The sequence below is a fragment of the Pirellula sp. SH-Sr6A genome (assembly GCF_001610875.1).
GTDB lineage: Bacteria > Planctomycetota > Planctomycetia > Pirellulales > Pirellulaceae > JBKCUI01.
This window is the reverse complement of sequence record NZ_CP011272.1, coordinates 3,078,497-3,094,597: the sequence shown is the minus strand read 5'-3', so window position 1 is coordinate 3,094,597 and position 16,101 is coordinate 3,078,497. Positions and strand designations below refer to the sequence as shown.

At 52.9% G+C, this 16,101-nt stretch carries 11 protein-coding genes; 3 read left to right on the top strand and 8 right to left on the bottom strand.

Features of this window, described 5'->3' with window-relative positions:
* Positions 1-70 precede the first annotated feature (70 nt).
* Positions 71-2,452, top strand: a complete 2,382-nt coding sequence (locus VN12_RS12020; RefSeq protein WP_146677069.1) for a hypothetical protein — start codon at positions 71-73, stop codon at positions 2,450-2,452.
* On the opposite strand, the gene VN12_RS12015 is transcribed toward VN12_RS12020, so the two are convergent.
* The 6 genes from VN12_RS12015 to VN12_RS11990 form a co-directional block, all read right to left on the bottom strand.
* Positions 2,422-3,300, bottom strand: coding sequence for a CHAD domain-containing protein (locus tag VN12_RS12015; RefSeq protein ID WP_146677068.1), 879 nt, complete (start codon positions 3,298-3,300; stop codon positions 2,422-2,424). The genes VN12_RS12020 and VN12_RS12015 overlap by 31 nt on opposite strands.
* Positions 3,301-3,316: 16 nt before the next feature.
* Positions 3,317-3,802 (bottom strand): flavodoxin domain-containing protein, encoded by a 486-nt coding sequence (locus VN12_RS12010; RefSeq protein WP_146677067.1) that lies wholly within the window; start codon positions 3,800-3,802, stop codon positions 3,317-3,319.
* Positions 3,803-3,833: 31 nt separating this feature from the next.
* A complete protein-coding gene (locus VN12_RS12005) occupies positions 3,834-6,653 on the bottom strand; it encodes a M56 family metallopeptidase (RefSeq protein ID WP_146677066.1) in 2,820 nt (939 codons plus the stop codon).
* Positions 6,650-7,033 (bottom strand): BlaI/MecI/CopY family transcriptional regulator, encoded by a 384-nt coding sequence (locus tag VN12_RS12000; RefSeq protein WP_146677065.1) that lies wholly within the window; start codon positions 7,031-7,033, stop codon positions 6,650-6,652. The genes VN12_RS12005 and VN12_RS12000 overlap by 4 nt, the downstream gene beginning before the upstream one ends.
* Positions 7,034-7,178: 145 nt before the next feature.
* On the bottom strand, positions 7,179-8,105 hold the full coding sequence (locus VN12_RS11995; RefSeq protein WP_146677064.1) for a triphosphoribosyl-dephospho-CoA synthase: 927 nt from the start codon (positions 8,103-8,105) through the stop codon (positions 7,179-7,181).
* Positions 8,106-8,127: 22 nt separating this feature from the next.
* A complete protein-coding gene (locus tag VN12_RS11990; protein ID WP_168164357.1) occupies positions 8,128-9,204 on the bottom strand; it encodes an endonuclease/exonuclease/phosphatase family protein in 1,077 nt (358 codons plus the stop codon).
* 166 nt (positions 9,205-9,370) lie between these two features.
* On the opposite strand from VN12_RS11990, the gene VN12_RS11985 reads away from it, so the two are divergent.
* Complete coding sequence (locus VN12_RS11985) at positions 9,371-13,291, top strand: DPP IV N-terminal domain-containing protein (RefSeq protein WP_146677062.1); 3,921 nt, start codon at positions 9,371-9,373, stop codon at positions 13,289-13,291.
* Positions 13,292-13,576: 285 nt separating this feature from the next.
* Positions 13,577-14,146 (top strand): peptidylprolyl isomerase, encoded by a 570-nt coding sequence (locus tag VN12_RS11980; RefSeq protein WP_146679892.1) that lies wholly within the window; start codon positions 13,577-13,579, stop codon positions 14,144-14,146.
* Positions 14,147-14,399: 253 nt separating this feature from the next.
* Here the strand turns inward: VN12_RS11980 and VN12_RS11975 are convergent, their stop codons facing one another.
* Together VN12_RS11975 and VN12_RS11970 are read right to left on the bottom strand one after the other, a co-directional pair.
* Positions 14,400-14,849, bottom strand: a complete 450-nt coding sequence (locus VN12_RS11975; RefSeq protein WP_146677061.1) for a carboxypeptidase regulatory-like domain-containing protein — start codon at positions 14,847-14,849, stop codon at positions 14,400-14,402.
* Between the two features lie 39 nt (positions 14,850-14,888).
* Positions 14,889-15,851, bottom strand: a complete 963-nt coding sequence (locus tag VN12_RS11970) for a DUF1559 domain-containing protein (RefSeq protein WP_146677060.1) — start codon at positions 15,849-15,851, stop codon at positions 14,889-14,891.
* Positions 15,852-16,101: the final 250 nt, after the last annotated feature.

Below are 16,101 nucleotides of genomic sequence, written 5' to 3'. Positions count from 1 at the left end.
ATTCTCCCCTCTTTGCTATATTGAACGGACGCTCTGTTCGCTCTTTCTCCACCGTCGATATAGCAACGCCATGCCCAAGAGCAATACGACATCAACCGTTCGGTCGTTTGGAATTGCATCTCTCATCGTTGGATTGCTCGCTTGTTGGGGGTTTCTTAAATGGTCAACTCCCCCAGCTCCGCCGTTGGAGTTCGCCGCGTCCCCTGATTCGGATCCAAAGGTGATCCTTTACCGTGGTGCCGACGCCCAAAGTAAAGAGGAAATGGCTTCGCTATTGAAGAAGCGATTGGAAAGTTTGGACGCTCCCAAATTGGGGGTGATTGACGTCTCTGTAGATTTGCTGGAGGAACGCGCACAACAAAACCCCCATTTTGCAGATAGCTTGCTGCGCGGGGATCAAATCCCACTTCTTCCGAAAGATGATCCCGCCCGTCGAGGTCCCTTTCAAGCGGCTGCGAGGGTGATGGTCGAAGATTTTTATCGGGCCAATCCATCCGCCGCGGAGTCATTAGGAAAGTCCCAGCAGGAATGGATCGAGTATCTAGCCGATAGTTGGATGGCAAGTTTTCCGTCCCGTTCGAAAGTCGAAGCGGCGGCAAAGCAATCGCTCGAGGATCCGTTTATTGCATATCTGCAAATGCGCACTTCGAAGTCGTTCGAGGAATTGGTGCGCGCGAGCGAGAATGGTATGCGTTGGTGGAAAGAGGACAATCGCTCCCCGGTTCTAAGAATTTTGCTCGCGGCAAACCGTACCAACATCTACGGGCGGATGGCGTCGGAGTTCCAAGGACGGGACATTGAGGACGGGATCGAGGCGATCGTAGCTTGCGCGAAGTTGGTTGATACATCTCCTGAACTGGAGGAGTTTCTATTTTTGCGATTCCATCGACTCGTAAGTAGCTACAACGTCCATTCGCAACTTTTTCTGCTTGATCGTTTGGATTCCGAGACAGAGGGTAGGTGCTCAGAATTGTTCCGAAGTGCTCTTCGTGGTCGAATTGCAGAAGTGATTGCGTTCAAATACCGGGGAGCTTCCTATACGTACTTGGTCGAAGAGAAGGATTTGGAGCAGTTTGGGAATTGGGCGGAGATTGCGACCCGGTTTTATTTGGAAACGCTGCAACATTCTGCCGAGTTGGCCCCGGTCGTCGATGCCTTGATGAGGTTGGAACGCTCTGCAGGGTGTACCGGCGTCGCGCCGGACCACTGGTTTCGGTATGTTCTGTCGGTCGATCCCGAGTATCTCCCCGCCCACGGGACATTTTTGTCCTCTCGGGAGACCAAATGGGGAGGTGGAGAGGCGTCTTTGCTTCGTTACGCGGATCAATTGCATGAGGCGTTTCCGAAATCCCCAACCCTAGGACTCTTTTCTTTGCAAGTTTTGGAGGAATGGGCCGAGGAACGAGGATTCGGAGCAACTTTCGATTCGGAGCGGGTAAAGTCGATCTGCGATTCCACGATGAATTATCTCCAAAGCGACGTTGGGAAAGCGGATCACTGGATGCTTCCGCCCAACTCGGTCCGTATTCTGGCTCGATTTCTCTGGGATTGTGGTGAGTTCGAGGGCTTGCACTGGCTTCTTACCACTCATGGGGAGGACCTTTCGGTCCCATACGGAGTGGGGGTGGAGTTTGATTTGGAGCTTGCAAAGGATTTTTGTGGCGCAGCAACCAGCCCCATTGGCAGTGAAGTGGATTGGTTCACGCTTCAGCGAGGGCTTTTTTTCGAGGAAGCAATCCGGATTTCCCACCCCTTGGATCGCGTTCGCAAGGAGCTCGACACACTAAATACCGCGCCGCAAAGGCTCGATTCGGCGCCACTCGCGAAGATTGCGAGCCTTTGCCAGAAGGTTTTCCAATGGCGTGAGGATTGGGAGACCCAAGGAGAAGTGGTTTTGGACTTCGGAAGCGACGCGCGGGGATGGCTTGCGATTGGGGATTTCAAGGTGACTTCGCAGGGATCGATGGAATGGGCCGTGAAAATGGACGATGCGTCCTCCGTCATCATCCCGCGATTTCGGTTCTCGCCCCCTTTGTTGGTGGAAGTCGACGTGCACTATGACAAATCCAGTGTGGATCTGTACGGATTCGCGCTCTTGTTCGGTCCGCTGACCCGCGACACACTCGATGGGAATGGCGTTTTGTTTCGAATGATTGGAACCCGCCGGCTTGGGATGCTAGATCATCTCCCTCAAGCCAACGGGAAATTGGAGGGAATTTCGTCGACGGAAATACCTTGGAACTATCTCGTGACCCACAAAATGCTCCTTCATGCGGACGGGGTAGAGGTCAAGGCGAGCATCGATGGTAGAAATCTGCCGCCCGTGAAGGAAACGTTGAAAACCCAAGGGCTATTCAAGATCGGCCGCTGGGCCCCTTACCAGGCGAGAGGGGATTTGAGCGCGACGGGGCGCTATGAAATTCAAAAAGTGCGTTTCGCTAAGGCGCCGTAGAAACAGGATTGGCGTTCGGGGGTCCAGAATTCGGACCATTGTTGCAGACTTCGGTCTAGTTCCTGATTGTCGGCCGAGATCTGCTTCTCGAGAAATGCCTGGTCTTTGCGCCTTTTCCTGCCGCATTGATAACCGCGAAGCATTCGTATTCGGACGGCCAAGTCGTTGATTTCCCCCAACATCCTTTGGACTTGGGACAGGAGCGACTCGTCCATCGACAAGGAAATTTCGCCGGCGATGGAGGTTGCCAGTTCCAGGCTGTACCGGAGTTTCTTGATGCGAAGCCGAAGTTGGTGCGCTGATTCCGTGTCCCACTCACCAACGTGGATATCGCTAAGAATCTGAAGGGCAACCTTTTGGAATTCCTGCTTGGCCCAATCGGCGGCGGATGCCACTGGGGCGGCCTGAGTGGGGGCAAGGGATGGAGCTAGCATTTGGGAATGTAGCTTTGTTTTCATGGAACCGAATTCGAGTTTGCCTACTTTCTTTTGAACATCTCGAAACTCCCGCTTTCGATCCTTTTTCAATCGTCGAAGGAGTTGGGCTGCTCCTTGCGAATCGTCCTCTTTTAAGGCTTGGATGATCACATCCAAATCTCGCCCTAAGTTGCTTCTGCGTAGGAATTTCCGGAGCTTGGACCTCAGTCGTTCGTGGCAACTCTGGGGAATGACGGGTTTGTAGAAGTCCAGAGCTGCGAGACCTTTGCGGCAATCGACCCGCAGATCGTGGATCGGTTCACCAAGATTCGAGGTCGAACGAGATATCAGCGAACCCTTTCGTTGGATCTCGTCGAGACATTTTTCTAGGGATCCGAAGACGAGAAGAGAAAGAGGGTGGTGGGTGGACATGGAGAGGTCCTAAAAATCAGGTGGCGGGCTCGCGGTCTGCTGGCACCCGTTGGGACTCCAGCAACCTTATCGCAAATAGTCTGGCCTTTTCTAGGTCGCGAGCATTGGGACGGCCACGGTGTATGCCTCCAATGTACTGGAGCGGTCCGACGGTGTCCCAACCTGGTGAGCAAAACTGACCGATCACTTCGCACCCTCTTTCTTCCAGGATGCGGACCAGCGGCTGGTGCCAGAGCTTATACATCCACCGGATACCGGCCGTTGAGAAAACGAAGCAACGGTGCGGAAGGTGGGAGCATTCTTTCGCAAAGCTCAAAACCCGTGGATGGTGTTTGCCAAAGAAGACTCCCGATCCGATTCCGAGGACATCGAATCGCGTGAGGTCGTGGTCGGTAATCTCACCCAGCGGGATCACCTCAGCCTGAACGGATTCCGCCATGGCTTGGGCAATCACCTCCGTGTTGTGGTGGTGGATGCTCAAGTGAACAATTGCGATTCGCAAACTAGCATTTATTCCGTACTACAAAGAAAGATTATTTACGTTGAATCCGTTCGCCGCCACTTGGAGTGATCATTGCCCGGAGCGCTGCTTCGTCGATTGATTTCTCCACAAATAGTACGGATCCGTCGGCTCGTGCGGCGTTGAATCCGGCGTCCGTGAAACCACCCAATTTCGGAAGTGGGCCAGTTGGATCGAAAGCAATGTCTTCCGGCTTTGTCCACGGAATATTGCTCTTTGCCTCTACGACCAAAAGGGTCGCAGAGGTCCCATCGGAGATGTCGGAAATCTTACTTGGTTTGTTAGGTTGGAAAATGGTTGCTTCCCCAACGAGAACAACATAGTCGGTCGTGGTCGAATCGAGGGGTTGGGAAGGATGTCGAAACAGGGATGGCATTTTCGCGAGGAGCTTTTTGTTGTTTTCGCTATCCCACGGTTCGTCGAATCTGTACAGGTCGTAAAGCTCTTGTTGTTCGATATAAGGAAGGATGGCAACTCGCCAGCTATAGGGATAGACGCTGTTAGTCGCGGTCAGCTTGGAATGAGGGAACTTTTGGAAGGAACCCTCGTAGTTGTAAAATCCGAGAGCGATTTGTTTTAGGTTGTTGCTACTGTTGCTTCTGGAAGCTGCTTCTCTCGAAGCAACTAGCAGACTTGGCAAACGCTTGGCCAAAACCCCATCACACCGAATGGTCGTTTCAGCGAAAATCGTGTTCGCCTCTTTACCGATCTTGGCAGACTGCAGCGAGGTTAATACGATTTCACCTGCCTGCCGTACCGTATCGTTTACGGAGGGATCGTTCGCGATCACGTTTTGAAGGTCCCTTGACGGAGCGGAGGCAGCCCCCAGCATTTGGCTGGAGCCTGCATCGCTTTTCGTTACACGTTGAAACTCTCGAACGAAAATTTTTGCGAGTGTAGTCGTGGCTTCGAGAGATTCTTTTGCAATTTGGCTATTTGCCTCGTCTGAACTTAACACGCGAAGGTTCAAGACCAATTCGTCTGTCGAGGCGGAGGTACCTATTCCCCAAAAGTCTGCTTCCTGCATGATGGTTGCAATCATGGCGAGCATTCCATTTCCGCGAGCAACTTGCGGTCTTAGCGCCAACATTAGCAACGTGGATTGTTTTTTGTTTGCGACGAATAACGCATCGCCTTGGCTAAGCCGTTTCCAAACATCGGACTGAGTAATGGCGGAAGGAATCTGTTGCCCTTCGATGAGGTTTTCGATTCTGTTCCCAACACCTTTTTCTCGAATGACGAAGGAATTCCGAGTCGGAAACCATGCGAGAAAGCCACGCGGCATTTCGTAAAAGGTCGTCTCACCCAGCTTGCTGCTTTTACCGTTCGGAGAGATTGCTATTTTCTCAAACGACTCGAACGAGGAACTCGATTGCGCGAAGAAGGAGATCCATTTCAATTCGGATTTCGCGATAGTTCCTTCTATTACAATTTGCTCGACGGTTTGAATCTCGATTCCCAACTGAGTTGTTAAAGATTGGACGATAGGGAGAGATTCGAAAGCATGGAACGCTTCCCTTAGTAAGTGATTCTTGAGCAGATCCTTTGGCCGCAGTGCAATTAAAAAACTGCCTTGGTCACCGACGTAGCGCAATTCAAATTCTTTCTTGGGCTCTCCATCTGTGGCAGCGGTCTCGCTTGACTCGATGGATTTCACTACAGGTGCAGCGATGGAATCGGCTGGTCTCAGTCCAAGCAAACCGAAAAGCAGCAGTATGATGAGAACGCATGCAACATAGGGTATAGCCCTATAGTTCGACCTTGAAGAAACGTTAGTGCTCTTTAACATCTTGACTCTCCTCAATAAAGTTCGCCCACCCAGGAATTGAGTTGCGGGCCATCCAGTGAAACATTTGGGACGAGATTCCTGCTTCAAAGCAAGTTCTGCTAAAAGGGACAGATAGTTTTTGCTTCCACCCAACGATTCGGCTGCCCAATGATCCGCGGCCCATTCTTGTTCCAAGCGGAGTCGATTCACCAGCCAATGGATGATTGGATTGTAGAAATGGAATGCTAAGCAAGTTTGTGCAGCGAGTTGCGCCAGATGGTCACGGTTTCGAATGTGGGTCACTTCGTGTGCCAAAATCCCTCGCAATTCGAGGTCGGTCCATTCGCTCCAATCCATGGGTAACCACAAGACCTGTTTGATGATTCCGGTCGTTGCAGGCGATAACACGCTGGGGGAAGTGCGAGTTTCGAACAATATCCCCTGTTTCGAATGGTCGGGTAGCTCAACGAGCAATTGGCTCAATCGAGGATCATCGATTACGGTACTGTTCCGCTTGAACTTTCTTACGCTAACGGCTCCGGCGATCAATCGAAATAGCCCAATTGGTATTGCTAGGATAGGAATCGAATATGCCCACCAGATCCATGAAAAGGAGTTGTTCGGTGAACCGACTTGTTTCGGTCCGGAGGTCGCGATTGGAATGGTCTCGGTCGCAGGCGCGATCCCTTTCGGTAACCAGGACCTCCAACCCTCAGTACTGAGGGTTTCCAAAGAGATCTGCTGTTGATTGCTCCCAAAATTCTTCCCTGCGTTTGCTGTGAACCGCTTACCCTCGGGACGCGATTGCAATGTCGAATCGAGGGTTTTCCCTTCAAGAACCTTGCGTTCGACCCAGTCCAGTGAATTGTTTGTCCAGCCGGGCAGGGCAACGAACTTTCCCAGGGTTAGAACTAAGATTGCGAGCAGCCCCATCAGTGGAATATTTGGTCCCTGAGGGGTCCAAGTCCGAATGCAAAGTAGCGATACAATGATCGCAAAAATGGCAACTTGAGACGCGCACGAAAGCAATCGTGGGCCGAAGGTCGAAATCCAGTCAATGATCATGATTTGTTCTCCTTTAATACCCTCTCTAATGCTTCGCGCTCTTTGCGAGTCAGTTTCCCGCTGTCGAACAATCGGAGAACAAGTTGTTCGCGAGAACCTCCAAAGAGTCGTTCTAATAGATCGCCAACCATGCTCTTTGAGACATCTTCAAAGGGGCGTGATGGTTTAAAAGAGTAGGGACGTTGATCACCCGTTTGTGTGAGAAAATCTTTCTCATGAAGAATCTTGATCAGTGTAGCTACTGTCGTGTAGGCCAAGTTCCGCCCCGTCGATGCTAGATGATCTCTCACCTGAGGCGCTGTTAACTCTCCCTTATCCCAAAAAATATGCATGATCTCTAGCTCCCGCTCGGTTAACTCTTTTGCTGCAGGTCGAGCCATTTGTGCCTCACGTTTGGTTTGTTAGATTTGGTTTGATAGTAGTGATCGCGTGCAAGCGAGTCAACGTATTTGTAAAAATTCTCGAAGCGAGTCTAGGGACAGACGGAGGCTAGGCTGAGGAACCGGCTCACATAATCACATAGGCTCATGGGGCCGTATGCGCTTCGATTCGTTGCAGTAGCAGGTGGATGAGAATGGCGGCGGCGATGAGATCGGCGTGCGTTCCTGGATTGGCAAGTCGCTTCCCTTTTGTGCTTCGTAGAGATCGCAACCAGCTGTCCAGGTCTTGCCAAGCTTCCCGCCAATCCGGAGACGGTCGGGTGGAAAGACGGAGTACGTGCGCCGCCCTCACTCGGACTTCTTCGGCCAGCTCTTTGCCCCCCTTCCTGGCGATGAGGCTGTCCGGACGGGCGGCGAGGAGTTCGAGTTGAAGCAAGGTAATTGCATCGAGTGTTCCTGCGTAATCCCCCCCAGGAGATAGGATCGATAGTCTATGAGCTAACGCGAAACACAATTCAAATCGAGAGACGTACTGCAGTGCGACGTCATCGTAGCTAGACGCAAAAGCCATGGCGTCCAGAAGTCGAACCGGGGGACTGGAGGCGATATCCATTTCTGCCGTGGCCCCCAACCCGCCCGGACTGCAGAGTCGAATCGCTTCATAAACATCCCGCGAATCCTCCGAGCTGAGCCTCTGCAGAACGTCTTCATCGAGTAATCGCTGCCAATGCTCCGAGGAGACGCCATGCGCGTTGGCTGCATGCAACGTACGAGCGAAAGATTTGATCAGCGGTGCGACAAGAAGAATGGTACCGAGGCTCGTGTTGCAATCCACCGATTCGAGCATCGCTCGGGTGCACTGAAGAACTGCGTCCCCAGGTGCAACGTTTTGCTTATCGTCCCCGTCCGAGTACAATCGATCGATACGATGGCCGATCGCGCTTCCTGCCGCGAGAAAGGTGTCATGGTTCATGTCCTCGAAAGGGTGACCCGGGTAGACATTCCCAAGTTTGGGAGCGGTGCACTCCAGCTCGATGCTCCGACGGACAAACTCTCCTAGCGTTGGCTTCATAGTCTGTCGTCGTAGAGTGTGATCACCGAATCTCGAAAGTGGCTATCACCGGATGGTGATCGCTGATATCCCGTTCGGCGCGGTCCTTTGTATACCGAGTATCCCAGTGGTCCATGTCTGCTTGTTCCCCTCGGATATTCAGGTCGCTTCGAACTTGAATCGATTGGAATAGGATCCCGTTTCCATCCTTTTTGAGCATGGAAGGGGAAGCGACCATGCGATCAAACTCCTTTTCCAAAATGAGATGCGTCTGACGCTTGTCGGAGGGAGCGTATTCAAGTAGATCGATGAGATCATCTTTCTCGTCGGGGGTGTGTTTTCCCAGGATGATGTGCATGCCATCGCCATCGGGCTGGATTTGTCCGACGCGTTCTTCGACATTGAGATCGCCTAGGACCAACACATTTTCGCCTGCGGCCACACGAGCTCGAACCCAAGCGTGCGCGAGTTTGCATTGACGCTTTCGCAGATCCGCTGCATCGGCGGTTGCTCGCAGATGGAGTACCAGCAGTGTAAGAGCTTCGGTGCGATTGCCTACCTGCCATTCAAAGCGGGCGAAGAGATGTTTGGATAAATTGTAAAACTCATTGGATCGAAACATCTCATTGGTCTGCTCGCGGCGAGAGAACTCCACCAGTCCTGACTGGAATAGAATCCCAACATCCTGTTCGGTCCCGCCATCAAACCCTTCGATGAAAGCGACTCGGTAGGAGAGATTGTGCCGCTCCTTCAGTACCTTCGTGAGGGATTGCAGAACGCTTCGGTCCTCGATTTCCTGCAACGCCAGGATCGTCGGCTGCATTTTTGCGATCGCGTTAGCTGCGATGTTCTGCTTCCATTCCCATTCTTCGCGGCTAGGGGACGATTGCTGTTTTGCCACGTCACTTCGATTGTTGCTCAGATCCTCGTCGAAAAACCATTCCAAGTTCCATGTAGCGACCGTCAGCGGTTGAGGAGGAGTATCCGCTTGGCACAGTGAAACAGAAAAGAGTGAAACAGAAAAGATAGAGGCTGCGGCGACGAGCGTCCGAGCTAGGGTCGCGTGCAAGCCAAAAACGAATGGAGAGGAACTCAGAGATCGGAACTCGAAAGAGATCATGCCGTAATACCCTTGTTGTTCTTTCTGCCGGGCGTTGGCCAACGATCTTGTACGAAAGGAAATAGAAGCTGGGACGATTGCCTCCTCGTGAGTAGGATAGCAGTCCGTAAGGCGATAGCCAGTCGTCCTATCGCAACAATTTGGTACCTTCCCAAAGGCGAACGAGATGAATGTGGATCTTGGGCCCGCAAGGTGGCGTTTACTGGTGTGCAACACGGTCGGCTGCTTGATTTGGTTGATTGCAAGCGTCTTGCCCTGCATCGCGCAAAGCGACCCAATTACGATAGCGCGCGGGGCGCTACCGACAATTGCCGAGAAATCCGCCTACACCTCCACGGCCAGCGGGCCGGAAGTGGCCGAGTTTCTGACCCTGCTCTCGGAACGCCATCCGGAAGCGACGTTAAGTTCAATCGGTGAGACGACGGAACGTCGTTCTTTGGATGCGATTGTCCTGTCGAAAGAGCCGCAATTGCAGCTTCCTTTGCCTGAAAGCGATCCCCGCTTAACGGTTTTGATTTTGGGGGGCATACACAGTGGTGAATGCGATAGCAAAGAGGCGATCTTGTCTCTTACGCGAGACTGGTTGGCCAACCCTCAGAAGAAACGAGCGTTGCTCGAAGCGATGGTCTTTGTCATTGTGCCGAACTTCAATGCCGACGGAAACGAAAGGGTTGGAGCCCAGCACCGCCCAGGTCAAGAAGGGCCGACCGGGGGAATGGGAACACGCGAGAATGCCATGGGGCTCGATCTCAATCGCGACTTTGTCAAATTGGAAAGTCCGGAAGTCCGATCCCTGGTGCGAACCCTCGATGCTTGGGATATCGACGTCCTCTTCGACGCGCACACCACCAACGGATCCCTTCATCAATACGATCTTACCTACGATCTTCCTCACAACCCTGCAGCGCATCCGAAGTTGCAAAATTGGATTAGGGCCGAGTTTCTTCCCACGGTGACCAAGCAGCTGGAATCAGCGGGCCTACCTACCTTCTACTACGGCAATTTTTCGCCGGACCACAAGCGATGGGAGTCCTTCGGACACGAACTTCGTTACAGCACCGAGTACATGGGAGTGCGAAGTAAAATCGGGATTCTCGTGGAGTCCTATTCGTATGCGAGTTACCAGCGCAGGATCGAAGCCTCCTATCAATTTATCGATGCGTGTGTCGAACAATTGCGATTGCGCCGCGAGCAAATTCGAAGCTTGCTGGCGACACCTGCTTGGGACGACAACCGGATTCCTATTCAAGGCCGTATTGTTGCCGCATCGGACAAGGTCGATGTTCGGGGATATGCGTGGGGCGATACATCGACGTCTGAAGAGAAGCAAGATGCGGAGGTGGATGCGTCGCACCATGACGGGGTTTCGAAGAAAGAGCTCCCCTCCCCGCGCGGAGCGTTCCCGTCTCCTCGCGATCGAAACCGAAAGAAGGAGATAGTTCCCAGTACCTACTCCGTTGAACTGGTGAATGTCGGTGAAGGTAAATTGCATGTGACTGCACCGAAGTACTATTTCGTTCCCTTCGACAACGCTTGGGCGGCCGGACGATTACGGTTACATGGCGTGGAACTCCTGGAGAGTGTCGATCCACGTGCGTCGGAGCAACGAGAAGTGAGCGGCTATCGCGTTCGATCCATTCGCGAGCTGCCTGAGTTCCAGGGGCATGCCATCAAGAGGTTTGAAGTGATGGAGGAATCATTTCAAATCTCCATGCAGAATGGATGGTTGGTGCCTACGGATCAACCGCTAGGTGTCTTGGCGACATGTTTGTTGGAACCGCACGCAGATGACTCGTTGGCAGCTTGGAATTTCTTTGACCCATCGTTGAACGTCGACACAATTTATCCGGTGTGCAAAGTCAACGATCTGCCTGCCGATTGGAAGTCCAAGCCGATCGCGAAGCTGGGGCAGAACGATCGCCAACCTCGCGACATGGCGTTCGAGAAACTGACCCTTGAGAAGCTCTTCAAGCGAGGGGAGAAAGTGGCATATACACCGACTGCAACATCCGCTCCGCGATGGATTGCGGACCGAGACGCTTATTTGATCGTGCAAGCGGATCGCGTATGGGAGGTCGATTGCAAAACGGGCGCGATGAGTCCCTTTGATAAAACCAGCAAACTAGCCGATGCCCTCGCAAAGGAGGATGCATTTCAAGATGGCAAGGCGGCGTCCTACCGTCGCAACTTTTCCGTTTTCGATCCTACTTTTTCCCATGCGCTGATCGAACAAAAGAATGACTTGTATCTTTACACATCGGAAACCGATTCCGTCAAACGCTTAACCCGTTCTCCAGATGGGGAAAAGAAGGTCCCGACGCTGAGTCCCGATGGGAAAAATGTGGCGTATGTCCAAAACGGAAACTTGTGTGTCGTGCATCGAGAAACGGGCGAGACACGTGCTCTCACCCGCGATGGGGGTGGTGAAATACTCAATGGTTATCTGGATTGGGTGTATCAAGAGGAGGTGTATGGACGAGGAAAGTTCCAAGCCTATTGGTGGAGCCCCGATGGGAAACGATTAGCCTTTTTGCGGCTGGATGAGAGTCCCGTCCCTACCTTTGTTATCGACAACTCGATTCCATTCGCGCAGTCCCTCGAGCGAATGCGGTATCCCAAAGCGGGTCAGAACAATCCGCACGTCTCCCTGCATGTGGTCTCGTTGGAGACGGGAGCGATTCAAGACGTACCGTTGTCGGACTATGCCCAAGATGACCGACTCGTTGTTCGCGTCGGCTGGTCACATTCCTCGCCGAATGTGTTGGTTTATCAGATTCAAAACCGGATCCAATCCTTCTTGCACGTGTGGTCCTTTGATTGCGATAAGAGCGAGAACCGTAAATGGCTGGAGGAATCGTCGCCGGCTTGGGTGGATGTGATCGAGGAGCCTCGTTGGTTGCCGGATGGAAGTTTCTTGTGGCTTAGCGATTCAGCCAGCGGTCGACGTCATCTGTATCGTGTTATGCAGGGTGGTGAGAAGCTTCCTGTGACCGAGGGAGATTGGGATATTCGTGAGCTCTTGTGGGCAAGCGAGGATCGGGCATTGGTCACCGCTCGACGCAGCGGGCTGGCCAACACCGATTTGCTCGCCATCGATTTGGCGACCAAGAGTATCACCGAGCTCGGGGAACCGGGAGGGAATCATCGGGTATCCGTTCATCCGCGTGGCGACTTTTGGTTCGATACTTGGAGCGACAACGATACGCCAGGGGAGCTATGGCTTTGCGATCGAGAAGGGAAGCGGCTGCGCTATTTGGGAGGAGTGAAAAAGGATCGGTTGGAATATGTGCGATCCAAGCATCCCGAACTTTTTTCGATTCCTGCCCGCGACGGATTCGCCATGCAAGCGTTGTTGTACAAGCCATCCGATTGGGAGGCGAGAAAAGTGACCGGGAAGATGCCGGTGCTCATCCATGTCTACGGGGGTCCGCAAGCGCCGACGGTTGAGAACACTTGGACGCACCGAAGTGATCTTTGGCATCGATGGATGGCGGAACAAGGGATCGCGGTGTTGTTGTGCGACAACCGTTCCGCATTGGGGCGAGGGAACCAGGATACTTGGACCATTTACCAAGACATGGGGCGAGTGGAGCTGCGCGACTTGGAGGATGCTGTGAAGTGGCTTCAGGGGCAATCGTGGGTGGATGCCGAGCGGATTGGAATGTGGGGATGGAGTTACGGCGGTTACTTTACCGCCTATGCCATGACCCATTCGAAGCTCTTTCGGGCGGGAGTGGCCGGAGCCCCTGTCACCGATTGGCACAATTACGACTCGATCTATACCGAGCGTTACATGTCGACTCCGCAGCTGAATCCTGAAGGGTATCGGACCAGTTCCGCGGTGGGAGCGGCCAAACATTTGCAGGGTCGGCTCATGATCTTGCACGGAGAGATAGATGACAATGTCCACATGGCCAATTCGATGCAATTGGCCCAAGCCTTACAAAAGGGGGGCAAGACATTCGATCTGATGATCTATCCGGGCAACCGGCACGGGATCACCGATCCCGATCAATCCGAGCACCAGTATCGGACGATGTCGGAATTTTTCTTCCGGGAGCTCTTGGGCAAGCCCCTTGCTCCATGATCCGGCTCGTAACCCGGTTGGCGAGCCATCGGTTGCCCGATCGTGCTCGCCGCCCAACGCCAGAAACGACGGAAATGCTGCTATTCGGCCTTGGACGGACGGGTCCGCTGAGGGCTGATTCGGGGCGGCGATTGGGCAGGTCCACGGCGTGGGGGTGGCCGGCGGTTGTCAATCTGCGAAAGCTTTGGTAGTTTGCTCGGAAGTTTTGGGATGTTACTCAGATTAGGAAACGGATTGAATAACATGCGACTGGTTTTAGCAACTCTATTGATGGTATTGGTAACAATGAGCAGTGCATCGGCAGAATCCCCGTCCAAGGGAAAGATCACCACGAGCGTCTTTTTTGACATCGCGATCGATGGCAAGGATGCTGGTCGAATTGTCATCGGTCTCTTTGGCGAAGACGTTCCTCGCACCGCCGAAAACTTCCGAGCTTTGTGCACGGGCGAAAAGGGGAAGGGAAAGAACCGCGAAGGAAAGAATCTTCACTACAAAGGGAGCTTCTTCCACCGAGTGATTCCTGATTTCATGCTTCAAGGTGGCGACTTCACCCGCGGCGACGGAACAGGTGGTGAAAGCATTTACGGGGAGAAGTTCAAGGATGAGTCGTTCAAGTTCGTGCACGACGCACCTGGCTTGTTGAGCATGGCCAATGCGGGCCCCAACACGAATGGTTCCCAATTCTTCATCACGACCGTCAAAACCGAATGGCTCGATGGCAAGCACGTTGTGTTCGGACGCGTGACCGAGGGTATGGATGTGGTGAAGGCGATCGAAGCCTTGGGAAGCCGTAGCGGTAGCACCCGATCCAAGATCGAGATCAAAGACAGCGGCGAGATCAAGGCTGCGAAGTAATCCATCGCATTGCGGTCGTGCAATGAGCAGAGATAGTCTGCGAAATCAATAAAAAGGGCTGCTCGACCGAGCAGCCCTTTTTGTTTGGTGCATCTTTTTGTTTGCTATTCGATGGGGGCGGAAGAGGTTTCTCGCCAAGGCGCTAAGACGCAAAGGGGAGGAACCACGGAATACACTGAACACACAGAAATAAGTTCACTTTCATTTGGCATTCCCTTTCCGTGTGTACCGTGTCGTCCGTGGTTAAAATCTGTTACTTGGATTCGAGTTGGAAGTCGAAGGTGTTCTTACCGGACACGACTTCGACCTTCAGTTCGCTCTTTGTGTTGTAGCGAGCGGGGACGACGGGCTTTCCGGACTTCGACTTCTTCGAAGCCGTCTGTGCTTCGCCATCGCCCACTTCTGGTTCCTCGGACTCTTCACCTTCTTCACTCGGCGCGATCTCTACACGATTCGGACCTACTTTCGACCCTTTGGTTTGTCGAATGTAAACCAATTCGTATTTGCCTTCGGCATTCGTCATTCCCCGAGCTGGGCGACCGTTCTCGGGTTGGAAGACGACCGCCACCCCTGTTAGGGGTTTGCCGTCCAAAGTAATCGTACCGGTGACTTGTCCCAATTCGGGTTGATCACTGCTGGTGCATCCCGATGCAAACAGGGACAACCCGATGAGAACCAAACTCCAACATCGAAACACATTCATATTAACTATGCCAACCGGGGAAAGGATTGTTTAGGAAAACTACTCGGTGAAGCTAGCGGACTCCCCGCCATTGCGAGTGCTAATCGCTTGGTAGGTTTTCATGTCCATATTCTCAGAAAAGAATTGAATACTTCCGTCACCAATCAAGAAATGCGCTCCGCCGGTGTGCCAGCTTCCTGCCGCTTCTTCCGCACCGCCGTTGATAGGGTCGTTACCTTCAGCAGCGATGAGAAACTCGGTCATTTCCGTGGGAGGATTGGAGTCTGCCCCACCCGAAAACATGGCTTTTCGATCCGCACCTGCGCCGAAGCCACCCATCGCATTTCCGCCCGAGTCAGGTACTTCGCTGACGAAGATGGTATTCGACAAGCCATCCGACACATCGCTGAACTTCGTTTTGCTTCGGACGTAGAAGACCCCATTGCCGTTCATGCAGCCCCATGGATTGGACATCATATCGGCCAGAGTAGCCACTCCGGTGCAAATGCAGTCATCGTTTCCGTTGCCAATGCGCGTCCCCATGTTGCCGTTGTAGTTGGACGGTTGGTAGCCATCTTTCTGCGCACCATTGCGGACGTCTGGCTGAGATGGGCACCAGAACAAAGGCACGACATTCGCTTTGACCACTAGTGGTTTACCGGAAGTCGTACCGCCGAGTTCATTCCCCATTCCGTCGGGACCTTGAATCGCGTCATAGAGATTCGTCTGTTCGATGTACGGCAACAGGCTGGCATGCCAAGTCCATCCGTGGCCGTTGAAGTTGGTCCCTGCTGCATTGGTGATACCATTGCAACCTGCTGGCAAGGCTTTGAAGGCTGTTTCGTAATTATGGATGGCGAGTCCGATTTGTTTGAGGTTATTCGAACATTGCATTCGCCTTGCCGCTTCGCGTGCCGCTTGAACGGCTGGCAACAAAAGTCCGACCAAAATCCCGATGATGGCAATGACAACCAGCAACTCAACAAGGGTAAATCCGCGACGAATCTTGGATACTCTCAGCATGGGGTATGAATCCTTTAGGGATGAAATTCGATGTCGGTGGAGGTCGTGAGCGATCTCATTTAAGACCAGCTGCGACTCCTCCAAACCGTTTGGGAGGGAGGTCCTAACGTTTGGCGAGCAAGTTATCGAATCGACCCCAAATCGTCGATCCTCTGAACACAATGTTCATGCAAACTTCACAATATAGCGGAGGTGCAGGCTTCGGAGTTACGTTTCCCGGATTACCGGGAGCCGTATTACCATAAACGTG